The organism is Enterobacter sp. BNK-22, from assembly GCF_048684805.1.
GTDB classification, from domain to species: domain Bacteria; phylum Pseudomonadota; class Gammaproteobacteria; order Enterobacterales; family Enterobacteriaceae; genus Enterobacter; species Enterobacter quasiroggenkampii.
In genome coordinates, this window is the sequence record NZ_JBLQTT010000001.1 from 2854778 (window position 1) to 2877262 (window position 22485).

General features: G+C 56.1%; 22 protein-coding genes and 1 other annotated feature. Of the genes, 9 read left to right on the forward strand and 13 right to left on the reverse strand.

Going from position 1 to position 22485, the window contains the following annotated elements; genetic code table 11:
- Window positions 1-3 precede the first annotated feature (3 nt).
- The 5 genes from thrB to yjjY form a co-directional block, all read right to left on the reverse strand.
- Window positions 4-933: a homoserine kinase gene (gene thrB, locus ACMGGE_RS13450; protein WP_045907756.1), complete on the reverse strand. Its 930-nt coding sequence runs from the start codon at window positions 931-933 to the stop codon at window positions 4-6.
- Between the two features lies 1 nt (window position 934).
- Window positions 935-3397 carry a bifunctional aspartate kinase/homoserine dehydrogenase I gene (gene thrA / locus ACMGGE_RS13455; protein ID WP_111967206.1) on the reverse strand — a complete coding sequence of 821 codons (2463 nt, stop codon included), beginning with the start codon at window positions 3395-3397 and terminating at the stop codon, window positions 935-937.
- A 24-nt stretch (window positions 3398-3421) separates the two neighbouring features.
- Window positions 3422-3539, reverse strand: a sequence feature (Thr leader region).
- A complete protein-coding gene (gene thrL / locus ACMGGE_RS13460) occupies window positions 3478-3546 on the reverse strand; it encodes a thr operon leader peptide (RefSeq protein WP_015572623.1) in 69 nt (22 codons plus the stop codon). (Overlaps the previous feature by 62 nt.)
- Window positions 3547-3757: 211 nt before the next feature.
- The gene (locus tag ACMGGE_RS13465) at window positions 3758-4444 is read right to left on the reverse strand and encodes a tRNA/rRNA methyltransferase (protein WP_048028561.1); all 687 of its coding nucleotides are present in this window, start codon (window positions 4442-4444) and stop codon (window positions 3758-3760) included.
- Between the two features lie 399 nt (window positions 4445-4843).
- On the reverse strand, window positions 4844-4984 hold the full coding sequence (gene yjjY, locus ACMGGE_RS13470; protein WP_085928893.1) for a protein YjjY: 141 nt from the start codon (window positions 4982-4984) through the stop codon (window positions 4844-4846).
- Between the two features lie 95 nt (window positions 4985-5079).
- Between yjjY and arcA the strand changes: the two genes are divergently transcribed.
- Window positions 5080-5796, forward strand: a complete 717-nt coding sequence (gene arcA, locus ACMGGE_RS13475) for a two-component system response regulator ArcA (protein ID WP_003856501.1) — start codon at window positions 5080-5082, stop codon at window positions 5794-5796.
- Window positions 5797-5841: 45 nt separating this feature from the next.
- Here the strand turns inward: arcA and creA are convergent, their stop codons facing one another.
- Window positions 5842-6315, reverse strand: a complete 474-nt coding sequence (gene creA, locus ACMGGE_RS13480; RefSeq protein WP_045907753.1) for a protein CreA — start codon at window positions 6313-6315, stop codon at window positions 5842-5844.
- Between the two features lie 211 nt (window positions 6316-6526).
- On the opposite strand from creA, the gene robA reads away from it, so the two are divergent.
- Complete coding sequence (robA, locus tag ACMGGE_RS13485; RefSeq protein WP_045907752.1) at window positions 6527-7396, forward strand: MDR efflux pump AcrAB transcriptional activator RobA; 870 nt, start codon at window positions 6527-6529, stop codon at window positions 7394-7396.
- Here the strand turns inward: robA and gpmB are convergent.
- Window positions 7393-8040, reverse strand: coding sequence for a 2,3-diphosphoglycerate-dependent phosphoglycerate mutase GpmB (gene gpmB, locus ACMGGE_RS13490; RefSeq protein ID WP_008502057.1), 648 nt, complete (start codon window positions 8038-8040; stop codon window positions 7393-7395). The two genes, robA and gpmB, sit on opposite strands and share 4 nt — an antisense overlap.
- A 50-nt stretch (window positions 8041-8090) precedes the next feature.
- Here gpmB and yjjX point away from each other — a divergent pair, with 50 nt between their 5' ends.
- Window positions 8091-8606: an inosine/xanthosine triphosphatase gene (yjjX, locus tag ACMGGE_RS13495; protein ID WP_008502058.1), complete on the forward strand. Its 516-nt coding sequence runs from the start codon at window positions 8091-8093 to the stop codon at window positions 8604-8606.
- Here the strand turns inward: yjjX and trpR are convergent.
- Entirely contained in the window at window positions 8603-8929 is a 327-nt protein-coding gene (trpR, locus tag ACMGGE_RS13500; protein WP_047747961.1) for a trp operon repressor, read from the reverse strand. The two genes, yjjX and trpR, sit on opposite strands and share 4 nt — an antisense overlap.
- Window positions 8930-8984: 55 nt before the next feature.
- On the reverse strand, window positions 8985-10922 hold the full coding sequence (sltY, locus tag ACMGGE_RS13505) for a murein transglycosylase (RefSeq protein WP_048028566.1): 1938 nt from the start codon (window positions 10920-10922) through the stop codon (window positions 8985-8987).
- Window positions 10923-11149: 227 nt separating this feature from the next.
- Between sltY and ettA the strand changes: the two genes are divergently transcribed.
- Window positions 11150-12817 (forward strand): energy-dependent translational throttle protein EttA, encoded by a 1668-nt coding sequence (ettA, locus tag ACMGGE_RS13510; protein ID WP_003856515.1) that lies wholly within the window; start codon window positions 11150-11152, stop codon window positions 12815-12817.
- 127 nt (window positions 12818-12944) lie between these two features.
- On the opposite strand, the gene ACMGGE_RS13515 is transcribed toward ettA, so the two are convergent.
- Window positions 12945-13844: a LysR family transcriptional regulator gene (locus ACMGGE_RS13515; protein ID WP_248210244.1), complete on the reverse strand. Its 900-nt coding sequence runs from the start codon at window positions 13842-13844 to the stop codon at window positions 12945-12947.
- A gap of 108 nt (window positions 13845-13952) precedes the next feature.
- On the opposite strand from ACMGGE_RS13515, the gene ACMGGE_RS13520 reads away from it, so the two are divergent.
- A complete protein-coding gene (locus ACMGGE_RS13520; protein ID WP_420293855.1) occupies window positions 13953-14954 on the forward strand; it encodes a zinc-binding alcohol dehydrogenase family protein in 1002 nt (333 codons plus the stop codon).
- A 65-nt stretch (window positions 14955-15019) separates the two neighbouring features.
- On the opposite strand, the gene nadR is transcribed toward ACMGGE_RS13520, so the two are convergent.
- The 3 genes from nadR to serB form a co-directional block, all read right to left on the reverse strand.
- Window positions 15020-16252 (reverse strand): multifunctional transcriptional regulator/nicotinamide-nucleotide adenylyltransferase/ribosylnicotinamide kinase NadR, encoded by a 1233-nt coding sequence (nadR, locus tag ACMGGE_RS13525; protein ID WP_032643997.1) that lies wholly within the window; start codon window positions 16250-16252, stop codon window positions 15020-15022.
- 35 nt (window positions 16253-16287) lie between these two features.
- Entirely contained in the window at window positions 16288-17673 is a 1386-nt protein-coding gene (gene radA, locus ACMGGE_RS13530) for a DNA repair protein RadA (RefSeq protein ID WP_023293325.1), read from the reverse strand.
- 74 nt (window positions 17674-17747) lie between these two features.
- Window positions 17748-18716 carry a phosphoserine phosphatase gene (gene serB / locus ACMGGE_RS13535; RefSeq protein WP_008502066.1) on the reverse strand — a complete coding sequence of 323 codons (969 nt, stop codon included), beginning with the start codon at window positions 18714-18716 and terminating at the stop codon, window positions 17748-17750.
- Between the two features lie 117 nt (window positions 18717-18833).
- Between serB and ACMGGE_RS13540 the strand changes: the two genes are divergently transcribed.
- From ACMGGE_RS13540 to ACMGGE_RS13555, 4 genes are all read left to right on the forward strand, one after another.
- A complete protein-coding gene (locus ACMGGE_RS13540; RefSeq protein ID WP_048225575.1) occupies window positions 18834-19478 on the forward strand; it encodes a YtjB family periplasmic protein in 645 nt (214 codons plus the stop codon).
- 39 nt (window positions 19479-19517) lie between these two features.
- Window positions 19518-20534, forward strand: a complete 1017-nt coding sequence (gene lplA, locus ACMGGE_RS13545) for a lipoate--protein ligase LplA (RefSeq protein WP_420293856.1) — start codon at window positions 19518-19520, stop codon at window positions 20532-20534.
- A gap of 235 nt (window positions 20535-20769) precedes the next feature.
- Entirely contained in the window at window positions 20770-21480 is a 711-nt protein-coding gene (locus ACMGGE_RS13550) for a DUF1120 domain-containing protein (RefSeq protein WP_045907746.1), read from the forward strand.
- 245 nt (window positions 21481-21725) lie between these two features.
- Window positions 21726-22442, forward strand: coding sequence for a DUF1120 domain-containing protein (locus tag ACMGGE_RS13555; protein ID WP_420293857.1), 717 nt, complete (start codon window positions 21726-21728; stop codon window positions 22440-22442).
- The last annotated feature ends 43 nt before the right edge of the window (window positions 22443-22485 follow it).

The window sequence follows — 22485 nt, forward strand, 5'->3', positions numbered from 1 at the left end:
TAATTATCCCAGTACTCGTGCGCCAGCCGTGTCCAGACGGCAAATATGAACAAAGCCTTCCTGATTTTGCAGGTAGTGTTTAGAGAGCCAGTCCGCCACGCGCTGCGCAGTGTCTGCCTTGTCGCACAGGGCGAACAGCGTCGGGCCGGAGCCGGAGATGCCGCACGCCTGCGCGCCGATATCCATTGATGCCTGTCGCGCCTCGTTAAAGCCGGGCAGCAGCTTCGTGCGGTACGGCTCGGCAATGACGTCCTTCATCAGTTTGGCCGCCAGCTGCGGCTGGCGGGTGTAGCAGGCGTGGATAAAGCCCGCCAGATGACGCCCGTGGGCAATACAGTCCTGACGACGATACTGCGCGGGCAGGATCGCCCGCGCTTCCGCGGTTGAAACCTTGATACCCGGATAGGCCAGCACCCACAGCCACTCATCAAACCCTGGCACCTGCTGGCTGATGATGCCATTTTCTTCGATCATCAACTGCATGCCGCCGAGGAAGCACGGCGCCACGTTGTCATAGTGAATGCTGCCGGAGATACGCCCTTCCAGCTCGCCCATTAAGCCCAGCAGGCGGTTGTTGTTCAGCGGCTTGCCGCAATGCTCGTTCATTGCTACCAGCGCGGCGACCACCGAGCAGGCGCTGGACCCCAGACCCGAGCCGATCGGCATACTTTTTTCCAGCGTCATGGCGACCGGCACGTTTTTGCCGATCTCCTGACAGAAGCGTTCCCAGCACTGATAAACGATATTTTCGCGCGGCTCAGACGGCAGTTTACTGGCGAAGCGGCCCACGTTATTCAGGCTGAAGCTGTCTGCCGCTTCCACCGTCACCGTATCACCCAGCAGCGAACCATCCACCGGCGTCACCGCCGCACCCAGCACGTCAAATCCGACGCTCATATTCGCGCTGGAAGCCGGGGCATAAACTTTGACCATGTTAAACTCCTAACTTCCATGACAGGGTACGCAACAGATCGGCAAACACACCCGCCGCCGTAACATCGTTCCCTGCGCCATAGCCGCGAAGCACCAGCGGCAGTGGCTGATAATAGTGGCTGTAAAACGCGAGGGCGTTTTCGCCGTTTTTGACTTTGTACAGCGGGTCGTTGCCATCCACTTCGGCAATCTTCACCCGGCACACGCCATCTTCTTCAATGTTGCCAACATAGCGCAATACCTTACCTTCATCACGGGCTTTTGCAACGCGAGCGGCAAACGCGTCGTCAAGCTGCGGCAACCTGGCCATAAAGGCGCCAACATCGCCGCTGCTGTCAAATTCTGCCGGCAGGACCGGTTCAATCACGATATCGGAAAGCTCAAGCTCACGGCCCGTTTCGCGGGCGAGGATCAGCAGCTTGCGCGCCACGTCCATACCGGAAAGGTCGTCACGCGGATCCGGCTCGGTATAGCCCAGCTCGCGCGCGGCGCGGGTGGCTTCCGAGAGGCTCATCCCCTCATCCAGCTTGCCGAAGATAAACGACAGCGAGCCGGAGAGAATGCCGGAGAAACGCTGCAGTTCGTCGCCCGCGTTAAGCAGGTTCTGCAGATTCTCGATAACCGGCAGGCCTGCCCCCACGTTGGTGTCGTACAGGAACTTGCGGCGCGACTTGCTCGCCGCCAGACGCAGTTGGTGATAGTAATCCATCGACGAGGTGTTGGCCTTTTTGTTCGGCGTCACCACGTGGAAACCTTCACGCAGGAAGTCCGCGTACTGGTCGGCCACCGCCTGGTTCGAAGTGCAGTCGACGATGACCGGGTTAAGCAGGTGATACTCTTTTACCAGACGGATCAGGCGGCCCAGGTTGAACGGCTCTTTTGCCTCCTCCATCTCGGCCTGCCAGTTTTCCAGGTTCAGGCCGTGGACGTTGGTCAGCAGCGCTTTGGAATTCGCGATCCCGCAGACGCGCAGGTCGATGTGTTTCTTCTTCAGCCACGCCTGCTGGCGCTTCACCTGCTCCAGGAGCGCGCCGCCCACGCCACCCACGCCAATCAGGAACAGCTCGATGACCTGATCGGTGTTAAACAGCATCTGGTGAACCACGCGAACGCCGGTGGTAGCATCATCGTTATCGACGACAACAGAAATTGAACGCTCTGACGAGCCCTGGGCAATCGCCACGATATTGATATTGGCGCGCGCCAGCGCGGCAAAGAATTTGGCGGAGATACCGCGCAGGGTGCGCATACCGTCGCCCACCACGGAGATGATCGCCAGACGCTCCTGAATCGCGAGCGGCTCCAGCAGCTCTTCTTTCAGCTCCAGATAGAACTCTTCCTCCAGCGCGCGGCGGGCGCGCAGGCAGTCAGCCTGCGGCACGCAGAAGCTGATGCTGTATTCGGAAGAGGACTGGGTGATCAGCACCACCGAAATACCGTTGCGGGACATGGCCGCAAACACGCGTGCCGCCATGCCGACCATTCCTTTCATTCCCGGGCCGGAGACGCTGAACATCGCCATATTGTTGAGGTTGGAGATGCCTTTCACCGGCAGACCGTCCTCATCGGTGCTCGCGCCAATCAGCGTACCCGGCGCCTGCGGGTTACCGGTATTTTTAATCAGGCAAGGGATCTGGAACTGGGCAATCGGGGAGATGGTACGCGGGTGAAGCACTTTGGCGCCGAAGTAGGAAAGCTCCATCGCTTCCTGGTACGACATCGACTTCAGCAGCCTGGCGTCCGGTACCTGGCGCGGGTCGCAGGTATAGACGCCGTCGACGTCAGTCCAAATCTCGCAACAGTCCGCGCGTAAACAGGCAGCCAGCACGGCGGCGGAGTAGTCGGAGCCGTTACGACCCAGCACCACCAGCTCGCCCTTCTCGTTACCGGCAGTAAAGCCCGCCATCAGGATCATGTGGTCAGACGGAATTTTGCTGGCGGCGATACGGCGGGTTGATTCGGCAATATCAACGGTGGATTCGAGGTAGTGGCCCACCGCCAGCAGTTTTTCAACGGGATCGATCACGGTCACGCTATGGCCGCGCGCTTCCAGCACGCCCGCCATGATGGCGATAGAGAGTTTTTCACCGCGACAAATCAGCGCCGCGTTGATGCTGTCCGGGCACTGGCCGAGGAGGCTGATGCCGTGCAGGACGTGTTTAATTTGCGCGAATTCCTGCTCAACGAAGGACTTCAGCTGCGCATGCGGGAAGCCAGGCAGCGCCTCCGCCAGCCCTTGCAGTAAGTCAGCGAAGATACGCTCTGCGTCGCTGATGTTCGGAAGTGCATCCTGACCACCGATGGTCTTTTCAATCATCGCCACCAGATGGTTCGTGATTTTTGCCGGGGCAGAGAGCACGGTCGCAACCTGCCCCTGCCTGGCGTTGCTTTCCAGGATATCGGCAACACGCAGAAAACGTTCTGCATTTGCCACTGATGTACCGCCGAACTTCAACACTCGCATGGTTCTACCTCGTTTCCTTTAGCCGAAAAAAAAGCCCGCACTGTCTAGGTGCGGGCTTTTTTCTGTTTTTCCTGTACGCGTCAGCCCGCATCGTTACCTGTGGTAATGATGATGGTTGTGGTAATGGTGGTGATGCTGATGCGTTTCATGGATGTTGTGTACTCTGTCATTATTATCTGTCTGTGCTGTATTCTTTTAGGGTTAAAGGATCGGGCACCTTAAGTCAACGAATTTTTAATTTGATCACAATTCGGGAGACTCTCACGTCCCGCTGTGTGCAGATTTATTTTCATCCGATTCCCCCATGTGCAACCCATCCAGACAGACTTATTCGCCATAGTAAAAACTTATGGCAGTGTTTTACTCGGCCAATTTTTTTTCAATATCGTGTAGCAAACGGTGCAGCATGGCGGTGTCCCGCTGTTCAAGACGCCCCAAACGCTGCTGCAACCAGTCAGCCATTTTTTGATCGTCCGCCACCCCCAGATGCACGAGCAGGTTTTCTACGCGCGCGCGAAGTGCGGCAAGCTGATTTTCATCGGTTCCTGTATTTTGCGACGGGGGAATTTGTATTAAGGATGCTAATTGATAGCAATACACCATGACCGCCTGGCCTAAATTGAGGGACGGATAATCCGCGACCATCGGTGCCCCCGTCAGCACGTCCGCCAGTTCCAGCTCTTCATTGGTTAATCCAGAATCTTCACGCCCAAACACCAGCGCCGCTTTCTCCAGCCACTGGCTTTTCTCGCTGAGCATCGGCACCAGCTCCGCTGGCGTGGCATAGTAGTGGAACTTCGCCCGGCTGCGCGCCGTGGTTGCGACGGTAAACGAAATATCGTGCAGCGCATCGGCAAGCGTAGCGTAAGTGGTTATATTATCGAGAATATCTCCCGATCCGTGCGCCACCCAACGGGCGGCGGGTTCCAGATGGGCCATGCTGTCCACAATACGCAAATCGGTAAAACCCATGGTCTTCATGGCACGCGCCGCTGCGCCTATATTTTCTGCTCTGGCTGGGGCAACCAGTACAATCGACAGATGCATTTATGCTCTCTTTTTAATCAGTTAGCCGGTAAAAATGTGATGCACTTCAACATATTACGCAGCGCGAATTTACAAAATTGCAACACAAATCACCGAAATAGCGTTTCATAACAAATTAAAAACGCTAAACTATTCTGTGTCTGAACAATCAGTTAGAATGTTAACAGAACACTATTATCCTTATGTTTTATAATGATAATAGCGACATGAATACCCTATTCTGATTGGATTCGCTTCGTTTATAAATCAATGTCCGCAACTAGTTGGTTTATTGAAAAATTGTGACAAAGGCTAGCATTCGGCTACGATGATTTCATCAAACTGTTAACGTGCTACAATTGAACTTGATATATGTCAACGAAGCGTAGTTTTATTGGGTGTCTGGTGTCACTTAGCCTGTTATGTTGCTGTTAAAATGGTTAGGATGACAGCCGTTTTTGACACTGTCGGGTCCAAAGGGAAAGTACCCAAGACCAAGCTAATGATGTTGTTGACGTTGATGGAAAGTGCATCAAGAACGCAATTACGTACTTTAGTCACGTTAAGCCGATCATGTTAATTTGCGACATGCATCAGGCAGGTCAGGGACTTTTGTACTTCCTGTTTCGATTTAGTTGGCAATTTAGGTAGCAAACATGCAGACCCCGCACATTCTTATCGTTGAAGACGAGTTGGTAACACGCAACACGTTAAAGAGCATTTTCGAAGCAGAAGGCTACGATGTCTTTGAAGCGACCGATGGCGCAGAGATGCATCAGATCCTTTCTGAAAATGATATCAACCTGGTGATCATGGACATTAACCTGCCGGGCAAAAACGGTCTTCTTCTGGCGCGCGAACTGCGCGAGCAGGCGAACGTCGCGTTAATGTTCCTGACGGGCCGTGATAACGAAGTTGATAAAATTCTTGGCCTGGAAATCGGTGCGGATGATTACATCACCAAGCCGTTCAACCCTCGCGAGTTAACCATTCGTGCACGCAACCTGCTGTCCCGTACCATGAACCTGGGCACGGTCAGCGAAGAGCGTCGTAGCGTCGATAGCTACAAATTCAACGGCTGGGAACTTGATATCAATAGCCGTTCGCTGATTAGCCCGAACGGCGAGCAGTATAAACTGCCGCGCAGTGAATTCCGCGCGATGCTGCACTTCTGCGAAAACCCGGGCAAGATCCAGTCCCGTGCAGAGCTGCTGAAGAAAATGACCGGCCGTGAGCTGAAGCCGCACGACCGTACCGTAGACGTCACCATCCGTCGTATTCGTAAGCACTTCGAATCTACGCCAGATACGCCGGAAATCATCGCCACGATCCACGGCGAAGGGTACCGTTTCTGCGGTGACCTGCAGGAGTAATCCCGCAGTTAAGGCATTAAAAAACGGCGCATTTGCGCCGTTTTTTTATTCCCGCCACGGCATAATCGGCACCGCGCTGATCGCGTTTTTCGGCGAGCCTTCCACCACTTTGTCAGAATAGGCAAGGTAGGCCAGCGTATTGCGTTTGGCGTCGTAGAAACGCACAACCTGCAGCTTTTTGAACACCAGCGAGGTCCGTTTCTGGAATACCACGTCGCCCTGCGCTTTGCCGTTTTTAATTTTATCGCTCAATTCAACCGGTCCCACCTGCTGACAGGAGATCGCCGCATCGGAGGTGTCCTCCGCCAGTCCCAGGCCGCCTTTGATACCGCCTGTTTTCGCACGGCTGACATAGCAGGTGACGTTTTTCACGTCTGGATCGTCAAACGCCTCAACGACAATTTTGTGGTCCGGGCCAAACATTTTGAACACGGTATCGACGGAACCAATCTGTTCCGCCTGTGCAGCGCGTCCGACCATCAACATCAGCGCGGTGAAGAGCAAAGTCTTGTATTTCATATTGTTACCATTCTTTAAAATTACACTGAGCGATTATTCAACACTTTAGACAAAAATGTAGCAAGATCACAGGATTAGAATATATTTGCCCATAATGCCCTGCAAAAAGCATGAATGCGCAAAAAAAACACTGAATGCTAAAACATCAAAAAATGCTATTATCCGCTAACCTGTTATCAGGCACCTGCTGTTTTAAGGATGAGGATAGTATATGGATCAGGCTGGAATTATTCGCGACCTGCTCACCTGGCTGGAAGGTCATCTCGACCAGCCTTTGTCACTGGATAATGTGGCGGCTAAAGCAGGCTATTCCAAGTGGCATCTGCAAAGGATGTTCAAGGATGTCACCGGTCATGCTATCGGGGCCTATATTCGCGCACGTCGTTTATCGAAATCTGCTGTGGCTCTGCGCCTGACCGCGCGCCCGATTCTGGATATTGCCCTGCAATATCGTTTCGATTCGCAGCAGACTTTCACCCGCGCCTTTAAAAAACAGTTCTCGTTGACGCCAGCGCTGTATCGTCGCTCGCCTGACTGGAGCTCGTTTGGCATGCGTCCGCCGCTGCGTCTGGGCGAGTTCGCGATGCCGAAGTATGAAATTATTACCTTGCCGGAAACCCATCTGATCGGCACAACGCAGAGCTACTCCTGTTCACTGGAACAAATTTCCGAGTTCCGTCATCAGATGCGCGTTCAGTTCTGGCGCGACTTCCTGAGCCACGCGCCGGCGATCCCGCCGATCCTGTATGGTCTCAACGAAACGCACCCAAGCCAGGAAAAAGACGACGAGCAGGAGGTGTTCTACACCACCGCGCTGACGCCAGAGATGGCCAATGGCTACATTCAGGGTTCGAAGCCTGTCGTGCTGGAAGGCGGCGAATACGTGATGTTCGCCTATGAAGGGCTGGGAACGGGGGTGCAGGAGTTTATCCTGACCGTTTACGGAACCTGCATGCCGATGCTGAATCTGAATCGCCGTAAAGGTCAGGACATTGAGCTCTACTACCCGGCTCAGGATGCGAAACCGGAAGAAGGCCCTATCAATCTGCGTATGGAATTCTTGATTCCAATACGTCGTTAACGCTGCAGTTCGTCAAGCGCAGGGGCATCAAGATGCGAAATGTCCCCTGCCATCTCCACGACCCAACCTGACGCCAGCCACGCGCTTTCCTGATAATCAATTCGGGAAATGGAGCAGTTACGCAGACGCAGACGGCGCTCAGCGTAAGCCGGTAACCCCAGAATGGTGCTCACCAGGCAACCCAACGCAATCCCATGACTCACCAGCAGCGGACGGCTTCCCGCCGGAAGCTTCAGGCATTCCGCCAGGGCGGCATGCATACGTACGCTGAGCTCCTGCATGGATTCGCCCTCAGGAATACGGCCATCTTCGGTACCGTTCACCAGCGTGCGGCGCCAGCCCTCTTCCGTTTCCGTCAGCGTATCGATATGGCGTTTTTCCAGCACGCCCATATCCAGCTCGCGCAGGCGCGGCTCAAGCATGACGTCACAGCCGCAGGCGTCTGCGATGATGCGCGCCGTCTGCTGTGTGCGACCTAAATCGCTGGTAATGACGTGGGTAATGCCCAGCGTTCTGGCACGCTCTGCCACCTGCCACGCTTGCTGCACACCCTTCTCAGTGAGAGGACTGTCTGACTGGCCTTGAATACGTCGCTCGGCGTTCCACTGCGTTTCACCGTGGCGAACAAGGTATACCTGTAACATGCTTTTTTTCCGTTATACTGCGATGAGTTTTTTTTGAATCGAGCTTAATTATGCACCATGTTGTCTCTGCTACCACTAATCCTGCCAAAATTCAGGCAATTCTAAGGGCATTTGACGAGATCTTCGGCGCAGGATCCTGCCATATTGAGGCCATCGGCGTCGAGAGTGGCGTTCCTGAACAGCCGTTTGGCAGCGAGGAAACGCGCGCTGGCGCACGAAATCGCGTGGCAAATGCCAGGGCTGCGGCACCGGATGCGGACTTTTGGGTGGCGATTGAAGCCGGTATCGACGAAGGCGCAACCTTTAGCTGGGTGGTGATCGAAAGCCGTGAACAGCGCGGCGAAGCGCGTTCGGCCACCCTGCCCCTGCCGGAAATCATTCTGGAAAAAGTGCGTGCGGGTGAAGCGCTCGGGCCGGTGATGTCGCAGTACACCGGCATTGATGAGATTGGCCGTAAAGAAGGGGCGATTGGCGTCTTTACCGCAGGCGCGCTGACGCGTTCAGGCGTTTACCACCAGGCGGTGATCCTGGCATTAAGCCCGTTCCATAACGCGATTTATCGTTAGGTATTTTTCAACAACACCGCTTCCAGCCACTGACGCAGCTCAACGGGCGCCGATTTCAGGCTGTTCGATCCGCGGGTAATCGTTGCGATGCCCGCGCCGAGCTCATTTTTCAGCTCGCGCTGGCTCATCTCGCCGCGCAGTAACTCTTCAATGATCCGCACGCGCGTGCCCAGCGCCTCACGCTCGTCCGGCGTGAGCATCAGCTGCATCAGGGGTAAATGCAAATCCTGCTCGTAAGACTGGCGAAGCAACTCCACAAAACGAAGCCACTCCTGATGACGTTGTTCGGCCATTGCCGAGGAATACGGGGAATGCTGGGTCATGTTATGCTGCCTCTTGTACTCATTAGCGAGTACAGCATAACACAACCCACGCCGATCAGTAACGTCTCTGCCACTCGGCATCGCTCATCAGGGTATCTTTCTGCCCCATGAAGTAGCGATAGTAGGCGTCGTAGGCCAGCACGTTCTTCACGTAGCCGCGCGTTTCCGAGAACGGGATGCTCTCGACAAACGCCACGGCGTCGATGCGTCCGGCGCTGTTGCCGAGCCAGGTGCGCACGCGACCCGGTCCCGCGTTATAGGCCGCCGATGAGAAGATGCGGTTGTTGCCGAACTGCTGATACACATACTGGAGATAGCTGGTACCGATATTGATGTTGGTATCCGGATCGAGAAGCTGTGACGGGCTGCTGTATCCAGGGATGTTAAACATCTTCACCGTGTGCGTCGCCGTTCCCGGCATAATCTGCATCAGGCCGCTGGCGCCCACCGGGGAACGGACTTTCGGGTTCCAGGCACTTTCCTGACGGGCAATGGCCATCGCGTAGCTTTGCGGAATATCTTTGCCGCGGGTATAGCGTTCGAACAGATCGTTGTACGCCAGCGGGAAACGCTCCTCCAGATGATCCCACAGCTTACCGGCGATCGTCGCCTGCACGCTCAGATCCCACCAGTGGTTATCAAAGGCATAGCGGGCAAGCTGGGCTTTTTCATCGGTGGTGCGGCTGGTCACCAGATTCGCCCATTCGCTGCGCGCGGTGTTATCCATATTCCAGTACATCAGCTCGCGAACGCGCGCCATTTCTGGCCCCTGCGTCAGCGCCGGGTTCGCGTTAGCGGGCGCCTTATCAATGCGGAAGGTGTACTCCTCGCCCAGGCGCTGCGCGGCCGCCATCGGGTAGAACCCGCGCTGCTGCATCAGCGTATGGAGAATCTCTTTGGCTTCATCATCACGACCGCGCTCCATCAGCAGATCGGCCTGCCAGTAGCGCCATTCGTCTTTCTCTTTGGCCTCCATTGGCAACCGCGCGAGCCAGGTATTGAGCCCGCGACGATCGCCCGTACCCAGCGCCATACGCACGCGGCGCTCCACCAGCGACGTGGAGTTCGAACGCATAATGGCATCGTCTCGCCAGCGCGCCTGCTCGTCGGTCACATCGGTGCCCATCAGTCGCCACGCCACAATATCGCGCAGCTCCTGGGTTTGCTCCTCATTAAGCTGCTGCGCCTGCACCAGCTGCGGGATCATCAGTCGCGCGTTTTCCACATCGTCACGCGCCACGCTGGCAAAAGCCACCGCCGCCATCTGGCGGGTAAAATCGGTCGCGCCCGTACTGCGGGCAAAGGTCAGCACGCTGTTGGGATCGTTTGCCAGCGAGATAACCGCCGTAGAGATCGTCTGGTAATCGGACGGCATCTGCCCCGCCAGCGTGGTCACCAGCCGCGTGTTGCCTGCCTTCATCGCCAGGCGGATGCGCTCAAGATAGGACAGCGGGTCCTGCTTGCCGGAAGCACGCCACGCGCCAAACAGGGAATCACAGGCGTTCGGCTGATTTTTCCCGGTCAGCCAGAGCTCTTTCGCCCCGGCCCAGGCCTCTTCCTGCTGGCCGGTCGCCCATTTCGCGTAGTAATAGTTACACTGGGCTTCGGTGGTATTCGGCTTTTCTGGGCTAAACGCCAGCAGCCCGCGCCAGTCTTCGCGACGCGCCAGCTCATTCACAAAACGAGACTGGAGATTTCGGGCTGGCGGCAGGGTCGGGTTCGCCTGAATGAAGTTATTCACGGTGACGGTTGGCTGGTTCATGAGATCGTCCGTGATCTGGCGATACTCGAGATACGGATACAGCGGATAATCCTTTAGCGTCGGCATCAGCGCCTGCACGGTATCCATCTGCTTGTTGTCCCACGCCTGTTTAATCTGAGCGTAACGACTACGTTGTTCATCCAGTGAATCGGCATGCACCGCCTGGCTTACCGCCATTACGCATACGCTGGCAGCCAGCAGACGCCAGACCACCTGTTTGGCTTTTTCCACAAGCTCTTCCTCATTGTTTTTTCGTCAATTGCAGCGTCTTGCCACGTCAAAGTCTAATTAACTTATGCTAACCAGGCATCCTTCAACGCGCCACGTCATGGACACTTTTTTACCTTTCTTGCGCGTTTTAACACTCCCGACGTTCCTGGCTGGGATTAGGGCGGGAAAAAGGCTACACTTCGAGGCTGAAATTCCTTCTCATTACGATAAAAGAGGCGAAGTCCAACGTGGCTCAATTCGTTTATACCATGCATCGTGTCGGCAAAGTTGTCCCGCCGAAACGTCATATTCTTAAAAATATCTCGCTGAGCTTCTTCCCGGGCGCAAAAATCGGTGTTCTGGGTCTCAACGGTGCCGGTAAGTCCACCCTGCTGCGCATCATGGCCGGCATTGATACAGACATCGAAGGTGAAGCCCGTCCGCAGCCTGGCATCAAGATTGGCTACCTGCCGCAGGAACCTCAGCTGAACCCGGAACACACCGTTCGCGAATCCGTTGAAGAAGCGGTATCCGAAGTGGTTAACGCCCTGAAAGGTCTGGATGAAGTGTATGCCAAATACGCCGAGCCGGATGCGGACTTCGACAAGCTGGCCGCACAGCAGGGCAAGTATGAAGAGATCATCCAGGCGCACGACGGTCACAACCTGAACGTGCAGCTGGAGCGCGCGGCGGATGCCCTGCGTCTGCCGGACTGGGATGCAAAAATCGCGAACCTCTCCGGGGGTGAACGCCGCCGCGTGGCGCTGTGCCGCCTGCTGCTGGAAAAACCAGACATGCTGCTGCTCGACGAACCAACTAACCACCTGGATGCGGAATCCGTGGCGTGGCTGGAGCGCTTCCTGCACGACTTCGAAGGCACCGTTGTGGCGATTACCCACGACCGTTACTTCCTCGACAACGTCGCCGGCTGGATCCTGGAGCTGGACCGCGGTGAAGGTATTCCGTGGGAAGGCAACTACTCCTCCTGGCTGGAGCAGAAAGATCAGCGTCTGGCTCAGGAAGCATCTCAGGAAGCGGCCCGTCGTAAGTCTATCGAGAAAGAGCTGGAGTGGGTGCGTCAGGGCGCGAAAGGCCGTCAGTCTAAGGGCAAAGCCCGTCTGGCACGCTTCGAAGAGCTGAACAACACCGAATACCAGAAACGTAACGAAACCAACGAACTGTTTATTCCACCTGGAGCACGTCTGGGGGATAAAGTGGTTGAAGTGACCAACCTGCGTAAGTCTTACGGCGACCGTGTGCTGATCGACGACCTGACCTTCTCCGTACCGAAAGGCGCTATCGTCGGGATCATCGGTCCGAACGGCGCGGGTAAATCAACCCTGTTCCGCATGATGTCCGGTCAGGAACAGCCAGACAGCGGCTCTATCACCCTGGGTGAGACCGTGAAGCTGGCCTCCGTTGACCAGTTCCGTGACGCGATGGATAACAGCAAAACCGTGTGGGAAGAAGTCTCCGGCGGCCTGGATATCATGCGTATCGGCAACACCGAGATGCCAAGCCGCGCCTACGTTGGTCGCTTTAACTTTAAAGGCACCGATCAGGGCAAACGTGTAGGCGAGCTGTCCGGCGGTGAGCGCGGTCGTCTGCACCTGGCGAAGCTGCTGCAGGTGGGCGGTAACGTTCTGCTGCTCGATGAACCAACAAACGACCTGGATATCGAAACCCTGCGCGCGCTGGAAAACGCCCTACTGGAATTCCCGGGCTGCGCGATGGTTATCTCGCACGACCGCTGGTTCCTGGACCGTATCGCGACCCACATCCTGGACTACCAGGACGAAGGTAAGGTGGAGTTCTTCGAAGGTAACTTCACCGAATACGAAGAGTACAAGAAACGCACGCTGGGCGCCGACGCGCTGGAGCCGAAGCGTATTAAGTACAAGCGTATTGCGAAATAAAAGCAAAACGGCAACTTCGGTTGCCGTTTTTTATGGTTGTTCCCTCTCCCGTGGGAGAGGGTCAGGGTGAGGGCATCAGGCCGCACAGTGTATAGGCCGGGTAAGGCGAAGCCGCCACCCGGCTTTTTTATTTGCCCACGTAATACCGCTTCACCTCGTCAAACTGCATCGCAAAGTCGATATAGCTCATCAGCGCGGGCGAATTCAGCTTGCGGCTCGGGTAGGCCAGCCAGAGGTCGTTGCCTTCAACGTTCCACTCCGGCAGCACCTGCACCAGCGCGCCCTTTTCAACCTTATCTTCCAGCAGAAATGCAGGAAGCAGCGTGATCCCCGCACCGGCCATCGCGCACTCACGGGCGTATACCAGATTATCGGTCATGTGCGCGTTATCCGGCAGGTAGCGGTAATCCTCATTCTCGCTTCGCAGAAGCCACTCCGACCAGGCTCTGTGCGTAATGCTGCGGTGCTCCACCAGTTGACGGGGATGCGTTAGCGGCGCCCGGCGCGCCAGATAGTCCGGCGAGGCCAGCATGTAGCGCGGACAGTGTCCGATCATTCGGCCAATCAGGGAGGAGTCCTGCGGCTTGCCGGTACGCAGCGCCACGTCAAAGCCGGACTCGACCAGATCCACTACATCATCAGAGATCGACACGTCCAGCGAAACCTCAGGATAGCGAAGCTGGAACTCGGCATTCATATGCGCCAGCAGCGTCGCGCCAATCCCAGCCGGACAGGTGATGCGCAGCCGCCCGCTCGGGTTTTCGCGCAGGCGCTGAATGGCATACTCCGCCCGCTCGCTGGCCGCCAGCATTTCGCGGCAGTGCACCAGATAGTGCTCGCCCGCAAACGTCAGGTTCAGCCTGCGCGTGGTGCGGTTAAGCAGGCGGATACCCACCTGCTGCTCCAGCTGGCTAATTCGCTGGCTGACGCTGGATTTCGGCAGTTCGGCTTTCTGGGCTGCCGCGGTAAAGCTGCCCATCTCCGCCACCAGCGCGAAAAGCGCCATATCCTGCAGCTGTTTAAACATGATTGTTCATCCTGTACGAACGCTGAGTTCTTGATTGTCCATCTTATCATGCAGCTGGCCACTTAATAGACTAGCCTCAACAAAACGCATGCCATTGAGGAGCACACCATGTCAGTTAAAGCCATTGCCGTGAACCCGGAAAATCCGTCCACCTTCATTGAAATCACCCCACCGATGCCACAGCCCGGCGAGCACGATCTGCTGGTGGAGGTGAAGGCCGTCTCCGTTAACCCGGTCGATACCAAAGTCCACGCGGGCATTGCCAAAAACGGGCTGAAAGAGCCGCGCGTGCTCGGCTGGGATGCCAGCGGGATCGTCAAAGCCGCTGGCGCTGGCGTCACCGGATTCAAACCGGGAGATGAGGTGTGGTATGCAGGGGACATCACCCGCCCGGGCAGCAACACCACACACCAGCTGATCGACGCGCGCATTGTCGGGCACAAACCGACAAGCCTCGGCTGGGCGGCTGCCGCTGCACTGCCGTTGACCGCGCTCACCGCGTGGGAAGGCCTGTTTGAACGGCTGAATATTCAGGATGCCGGTACGGACAAAACCCTGCTGATCATCGGCGGTGCGGGCGGCGTGGGATCGCTGGCGATCCCGTTTGCGAAGCACAACAGCAAGGTAAAGGTCATCGCAACGGCCTCCCGTGAAGATTCCGCCCAGTGGTGCCGCGATCGCGGTGCAGATGTGGTGGTGAACTACCGCGATCTGAAAGGCGAACTGGCGAAGCACGGGCTGACCTTTGTGGATTACATTTTCATCCTCAACGATACCGACGGACACTGGGAGGCGGTCAGCGAACTGATTGCGCCGCAAGGGCATATCTGTTCTATCGTGGAGAATGAACACCCGCTGAACCAGGACAAACTGAAGTCGAAATCCGCCGCGCTGCACTGGGAATTTATGTACACCCGCAGCATGTACCAGACCGCTGATATGGCGCGTCAGGGTGAGATCCTCAATGAGGTGGCGAAGCTGGTGGATAACGGCTTGGTGGAAAGCTCACTGAGTGAAACGCTGCACGGGCTGAGCGTGGAAAGCATTACGGAGGCGCACCGTAAAGTGCTGGACGGGCATATGCGTGGGAAAGTGGTGATTGAGTTCTGAGTGGCTTGTTCCCCCTCACCCTAACCCTCTCCCCATAGGGGAGAGGGGATAGCACGGAGCCGTCTTTAACCCTGCTCCCCCATCATCTCCTTCACCAGCTCGACGCAGCGCAGGAAACGGGAGTCGTAGTCCGACTCTTCCACGTGCACAAACTCAACGTTGTTTTCGTTGAGCATATCCACCAGCATGGTCTGGAATTCACGCCTGTCGACGGAGCTGCCGAGGCTGCGCATGCCGTCGGCCACCCACGGGGTGTTGTTTTCCAGCAGGATCACCAGGTCAAAGCGGTATTCGTCAATCAGCGCCTGCACGAACGGATGTTCACGCCCTTCGTACTTTTTGCAGAACGCCTGGGTGGTGACAAAATCGGTATCGATAAACGCCACCTTGTTGGCGTATTTCACCGCGAAATCAATGTACTGGGCATGACCGAGCGCGATTTTGTCGTAGTCGGAATACTGCAGCGCCATCTCATCACCGCCCAGATGGGAAAAGACATAGTCGCGCCCGTACTCCCACGCGCTGGTGGTATTGAAGATATTCGCCAGCTTGTTGACCAGCGTTGACTTACCGCTCGACTCGCCGCCCAGGATGGCGACGGTGCGCACAAAGAACGGCTTCACCTCGGTTGGGATGTAGTCCCAATAGCGGAACGGGTTTTCGCGGATCTGTGCCCCGCTGATGTTCATGAAGGTGCGTTTCGGATCGATCAGCACCGTCTCAATGCCCAGATGCTCGCGGAACTGCGGCGCGTCGGACTCTTCAGAGGTGTAAATCCAGTTAGGCGCAATGCCCTTCTCTTCCATAAACGCTTTGATGCCGTTGCTCCACACGTCCCAGCCGTGCGGGTACGGCTCCATGCCCTCTTCGTTAAAGGCGTGAATACGGATGTTTTTCTGGTACTTGAAGGTCTGAAGCAGCCAGCGCAGGCGGTCCGGCACGGTCGGCTGCTGCGACATGGCGCTGTCTTCAAACAGCTGGCGATCGCGGGTTTCATCGTACCCCATGATGATGTGCAGCTCGTCCACCTGGCTGCAGGCGCGCTGGATCAGATAGATATGCCCGGTATGCAGCGGGTAAAACTTGCCGAACACCACGCCGATGTTCTTTTGCATACGCGGGAATTCCAGCCCCAGAAAGCGGTGCAGCGCTTCGAGCTTCTGCGCGCTGGGGCTTTTGATTTTGGCGTTCAGCAGTTGGCTCAGGTAGCCTTTGGTCATGCCGCTGGCGTCTGCCACCTGCTGCAGCGTGCAGCCCTTCTGGCGGATAGCGGTCTTGATGTAGTCAAATGATGACATAAATTACGGTGCCTCCTGCAAAATCGAATACGTAATTATAAGTCGTCAAAGACATTTAACGCATCTGCGAGTTTCTTCACGCCAAAAACCTGCATCCCTTCCGGGATTTTTTTCGGCACGTTGGCAGCCGGAACAATCGCGCGACGGAAACCGTGTTTTGCCGCCTCGGAGATTCGCTCCTGCCCGCTGGGCACCGGACGGATTTCCCCGGCAAGGCCCACTTCGCCGAAGACGACCAGATCCTGCGGCAGCGGTCTGTCGCGCAGACTGGAGACCATCGCCAGCAGCAGCGCCAGGTCTGCGCTGGTCTCGGTGACTTTGACGCCGCCGACAACGTTCACGAAGACGTCCTGATCCGCCATCTGCAGCCCGCCGTGACGGTGCAGCACCGCCAGCAGGATCGCCAGACGGTTCTGTTCCAGACCAACCGCTACGCGCCGCGGGTTGCCCATCATCGAGTGATCGACCAGCGCCTGAATTTCGACGAGCAGCGGGCGCGTCCCTTCCCACAGCACCATCACCGAGCTGCCGGAGGTGATCTCATCGCCACGGCTCAGGAAGATGGCCGACGGGTTGCTGACTTCACGCAGCCCCTGCTCGGTCATGGCAAACACGCCCAGTTCGTTCACCGCCCCAAAGCGGTTTTTATGACTGCGCAGGGTGCGGAAGCGGGAATCCGCGTCGCCATCGAGCATCACGGAGCAGTCGATACAGTGTTCGAGCACCTTCGGCCCCGCCAGCGAGCCGTCTTTGGTCACATGGCCCACCATCACAATCGCCACGCCGCGTGTTTTAGCAAAGCGCGTCAGGTAGGCCGCGGTTTCACGGACCTGCGCGACGCTGCCCGGCGAGGACTGGATGTCCGCCATGTGCATCACCTGGATGGAGTCGATCACCATCAGCTTCGGCTGCTCTTCTTCGGCGATCATGCAGATCTGCTCGATGCTGGTTTCCGACAGCATGTTCAGGTTGCCGGTCGGCAGGCCCAGACGGTGCGCGCGCATCGCCACCTGCTGCAGGGACTCTTCCCCCGTGACGTACAGGGTTTTCATCTGCTCGGCGAGCTTGCAGAGCGTTTGCAGCAGCAGGGTTGACTTGCCCGCGCCCGGGTTACCACCGATAAGAATCGCGCTGCCCGGCACCACGCCACCGCCGAGCACGCGATCGAACTCTTTAAACCCGGTGGAGAAGCGCGGCAGCTCTTCGAGGCTGATGTCCGAGAGCTTCTGGACTTTCGCTACGCCCGCATTGCCCGCGTAGCCGCTCAGGCGTTCATTGCGCGCCACGCTCGGCGAAGCCGCCACACCACGCACTTCGGTGATGGTGTTCCAGGCATGACAGGCGCTGCATTGCCCCTGCCAGCGCGGATAATCCGCACCACATTCATTACAGACAAATGCGCGTTTTGGAGCTTTCGCCACGGTTTACCTCGTTATTTCTCTGCGGCCTGCGTGCCAGGTGGCGCTTACGCTTACCCGGCCTACAAAGCAGACCGTTATTTCTGATTAAGGCTGCCGGAGAGAATGCAGAACACTCCCATCAGGTCAGCGTGACGGATAGTCACTTCCGTCTTTTCATTCACTTTTGGCTTGGCATGGTAGGCAATGCCCAGGCCGGCCGCTTTGATCATCGGCAGGTCGTTCGCACCGTCCCCGATGGCGACGGTCTGGACAACCGGAATTTCATATTTTTCCGCCAGACGCGTCAGCGTATTGGCTTTGTACTGGGCATCCACAATATCGCCGATCACCTGGCCGGTCAGCTTGCCGTCCATGATCTCCAGTTCATTGGCCACCACGGTGGTCAGATGCAGTTTTTCCCGCAGATAATCCGCGAAGAAGGTGAAGCCACCGGAGGCGATCGCCACCTTCCAGCCGAGGGACTGCAGCTTCAGCACCAGTTGCGTCAGCCCGGGCATCAGCGGCAGCACATCGCGCACCTGGCGCAGAATGTTGGCATCGGCCCCTTTCAGGGTCGCCACGCGCTGTCTCAGGCTGGCGGTGAAATCCAGCTCGCCGCGCATCGCACGCTCGGTGACTTCCGCCACCAGCTCACCGCTGCCCGCCAGCTTCGCAATTTCGTCAATACACTCGATCTGAATGGCGGTAGAGTCCATGTCCATGACCAGCAAGCCGGGAGTTTTCAGGTGCGGAATTTTACCCAGTGGTGCGACATCCAGCCCGGCGTCATGCGCCAGGCGCGTGGCGCGCTGCGTCAGAGAGCCCGCCAGACGAATGACCTGGTAGTCTTCCACGCACCAGGCGGCAACGATGACCATCGCGGCCCCCAGTTTGGTTTGATACTGGGTCAGGCGTTGCTTATCCAGACCGCGTCCGTACAGCAGCCAGCCGCTACGACCGGCATGGTAATCCAGAGGCATCACCTCATCGCCACTTAAAGAGAGCGGCAATCCTGGCCATAAAGAGACATCCGTTGGCAGGTCACACCAGGTAATGTTCGGCATTAAAGCTCCTGTAATTTCGTTCGCGCCGGAAGGTTGCAGAGGGAAAATAACGCATGAGGCTACCCTGTAACCATCACTTCTGGCAACATTAAGCCGTAAATTTTCAGCAGGTGGAATATGGCTCGCGCAAAACTGAAATTCCGGCTCCATCGAGCCGTGATTGTCCTTTCCTGTCTCGCACTCTTAGTGGTGCTGATGCAAGGGGCATCGTGGTTTAGCCAGAATCATCAACGGCAACGCAACCCGCAGTTTGAAGAGCTGGCCCGCACGCTGGCACGCCAGGTGACGCTCAACGTCGCACCGTCCATGCGAACCGAAACGCCGGACGAGAAGCGAATAGGCCAGGTTTTACGCCTGCTGACGGAGAACAGCCGCATTCTTGATGCGGGCGTCTATGATGAGCAAGGCAACCTGATTGCCCGCGCGGGCGAACATGTCGACGTGCGCGACAGGCTGGCGCTGGACGGCAAAAAAGCCGGCGGCTACTTCAACCAACAGCTTGTTGAACCTATTCAGGGCAAGAATGGCCCTCTGGGGTATCTGCGCCTGACGCTCGACACCCATACTCTTCCGACTGAAGCCAAGCAGGTCGATAATACCACCAACATTCTGCGCCTGATGCTGCTGCTTTCGCTCGCCATTGGCGTTGTGCTGGCGCGCACCCTGCTTCGCGGCAAACGCACGCGCTGGCAGCAATCCCCGTTCCTGCTGACCGCCAGCCGGTCGGTCCCCGAAGACGAAGAGAGCGAGAAGAAAGAATAGTGATAAAGTAGGCGAACGATTCAGAAAAGGAACTTTGCCATGACGACGTTACGCCTGCTTATCTCTGACTCTTGCGATCCCTGGTTTAATCTCGCGGTGGAAGAGTGCATCTTCCGCCAGATGCCTGCCACCCAGCGCGTCCTCTTTCTCTGGCGTAACGCCGATACGGTGGTCATTGGTCGTGCGCAAAATCCGTGGAAAGAGTGCAACACCCGGCGCATGGAAGAAGACAACGTCCGCCTGGCGCGCCGGAGTAGCGGCGGCGGTGCGGTGTTCCACGATCTGGGCAATACCTGCTTTACCTTTATGGCGGGAAAACCGGAATACGACAAAACCATCTCAACATCCATCGTCCTCAACGCGCTCAATGCGCTCGGCGTGACGGCTGAAGCCTCGGGACGCAACGATCTGGTGGTCAAAACGCCCGACGGTGACCGCAAGGTCTCCGGCTCTGCCTATCGTGAAACGATGGATCGCGGCTTCCACCACGGCACCCTGTTGCTGAATGCCGATCTGAGCCGTCTGGCGAACTACCTTAATCCTGATAAGAAAAAGCTACAGGCTAAGGGCATTACGTCCGTACGCGGGCGCGTGGCGAATCTGGTGGAACTGCTGCCCGGGATTACTCACGAGCAGATTTGCGATGCGATCCGTGACGCTTTCTTTGCACATTACGGTGAGCGGGTAGAAGCCGAAGTGATCTCCCCGGACAAAACGCCGGACCTGCCCAACTTCGCCGACACTTTCGCCCGCCAGAGCAGCTGGGAGTGGAACTTCGGTCAGGCCCCTGCCTTTTCCCATCTACTGGACGAACGTTTTACCTGGGGCGGCGTGGAATTGCACTTTGACGTTGAGAAGGGCCACATAACCCGCACGCAGGTCTTTACGGATAGTCTCAATCCGGCACCGTTAGAGGCGCTGGCCGCGCGTCTGCAGGGCTGTTTGTATCGGGCGGATATGTTGCAGCAGGAGTGTGATGCGCTGATCGGCGATTTTCCGCAACAAGAAAGAGAATTGCGGGAATTATCGGCCTGGATCGCCCTGGCTATAAAATAACCCGGATAAAAAAGCGGTGAATAAATGCACCGCTTTTTTATTATTCGCCTCCTTCTACATGTAAATACATGCACAAATGTATTTACCCGCATTAATATTTCTCAAAACAAAAATTAGAATTAATCATTATAGAATTAACATTAACCATTAATAGAATCCTCGCGCTTGCAACACTGCAAGTTAATGACTTCATGATAATTAATACAATTATTCAATTATTGGTTAAGGAATAACAATGAAAAAAGTTCTTCTTGCAACACTGATTGCAATGACATCCACGGCAGCGCTGGCAGACGGCAGCATCGTGATGAAGGTTCAGGGTAAAATGAACCATGCTTCTTGCACCCCTGAATTAAGCAACGGCGGTTCTATTGATTTTGGGACTATCGCGCTGGATCAGCTCTCTCCAACCCAGACCAACCAGATGGGCCAGAAAGACATGTCTCTGACCATCAACTGCCCGTCTGCAACCAAAGTTGCCTGGAGTATTGCCGATAACAAAGAAGACTCCAATGCGGCAAACGATCTGAGCTCCAGCGAGTTTTATATTCGTGATGCCAAAGACAATGGCGGCGACGTGTATGGTGCTGGCACCACCTATGGCGTGGGCACCACTGCCGCTGGCGACAAAATTGGTGCGTATGCGATCAGCACCCGCGTCAATGAGATCACGGCTAACGGCATGCCTGCCCAGGCTATCTATGCCCCAGCCTACGTGAACAGCAAAGGCGAATACATGTGGCGCAACCTGGCGTCTGGCGTTATCGCTAACGGTAACGCGGAAATTATGACCGCAACCAAGCCTGGCTATACCGCACCGCTGGCCATCACCAACGTGGTTTATCCGTTCAAAGTGTCTCTGGCGATTGTTAACACTAACCGCCTGTCCACCACGGATGAAGCTCAGTTGAGCGGCGAAACCACCATCACGCTGGTTTACCTGTAATCATTGACGATTGGTCACTATCACGGCGGAGTATTCCGCCGTTTTCATTTAAATAAATACATTCATAAATGTTTAAATGAGCCTTATTAAATCTCAAAGCACGTGTAAGTAAAACTAATTATTGAATTACTTAAATCATTACTAAAATCGGCGCTGCTTGTCATGCCGATACTTATCGATTTGCAAGTCATTTTTAAATTAAAAATATCTGAGTTATTAACTCTTTCTATGGTTAAGGAATAACAATGAAAAAGCTCCTTCTCGCTACCGTTTTATCAATGGCAGCGACTGCGGTCTATGCTGAACCGACTGCAATGCTGAAAGTTCAGGGAACGCTGACCAGCGCTGGTTGCGTGCCTGAAATCAGCAACGGCGGTCTGGCAGATTTCGGCGAAGTGGGTCTGGATTCGCTTTCCTCCTCCGCGGCCTACCAGGCTGGCCATAAAGATGTGACATTCACCATCAAATGCCAGTCGGCTACCCGCGTAGGCTGGACGATCAAAGATGACCGTGCAGATTCAAATGCCGGTAAGAATAAAACATCAAGCGAGTTCCACGTGGATAACGGCACGGCGAACGGTGCTCAGGCATCCGGTAACTACCAGTTGAACGGCGTGGGTAAAACCAGCGCAGGGGAAAACATCGGTGCCTATTCCGTTGCGACCTATCTGACTTCCGTCACCGCAGACGGCGCAACGGCTCAGCCTATTGCCGCGTCTATGTACACCGGCGGCGCCATCAGCAGCAGAAGCTGGGTCAACATGTGGACCAGCGGCATCATCATGAACGACGGTACCGACGTAATGACCGTTGCCAAAACGGGTGAGCGTGCGCCAATGGCCTTCACCACTGCGGCTTTCCCACTGAAAATCGCGCTGGCTACCGCGCCAAGCAAAGATCTGACCCTGACCGACAAAACCGATCTCGACGGCCAGTCCACTATTACGCTGGTTTATCTGTAATTCAGCATGTTGCCGCAAAACTCTCCATTTCGATGGGGAGTTT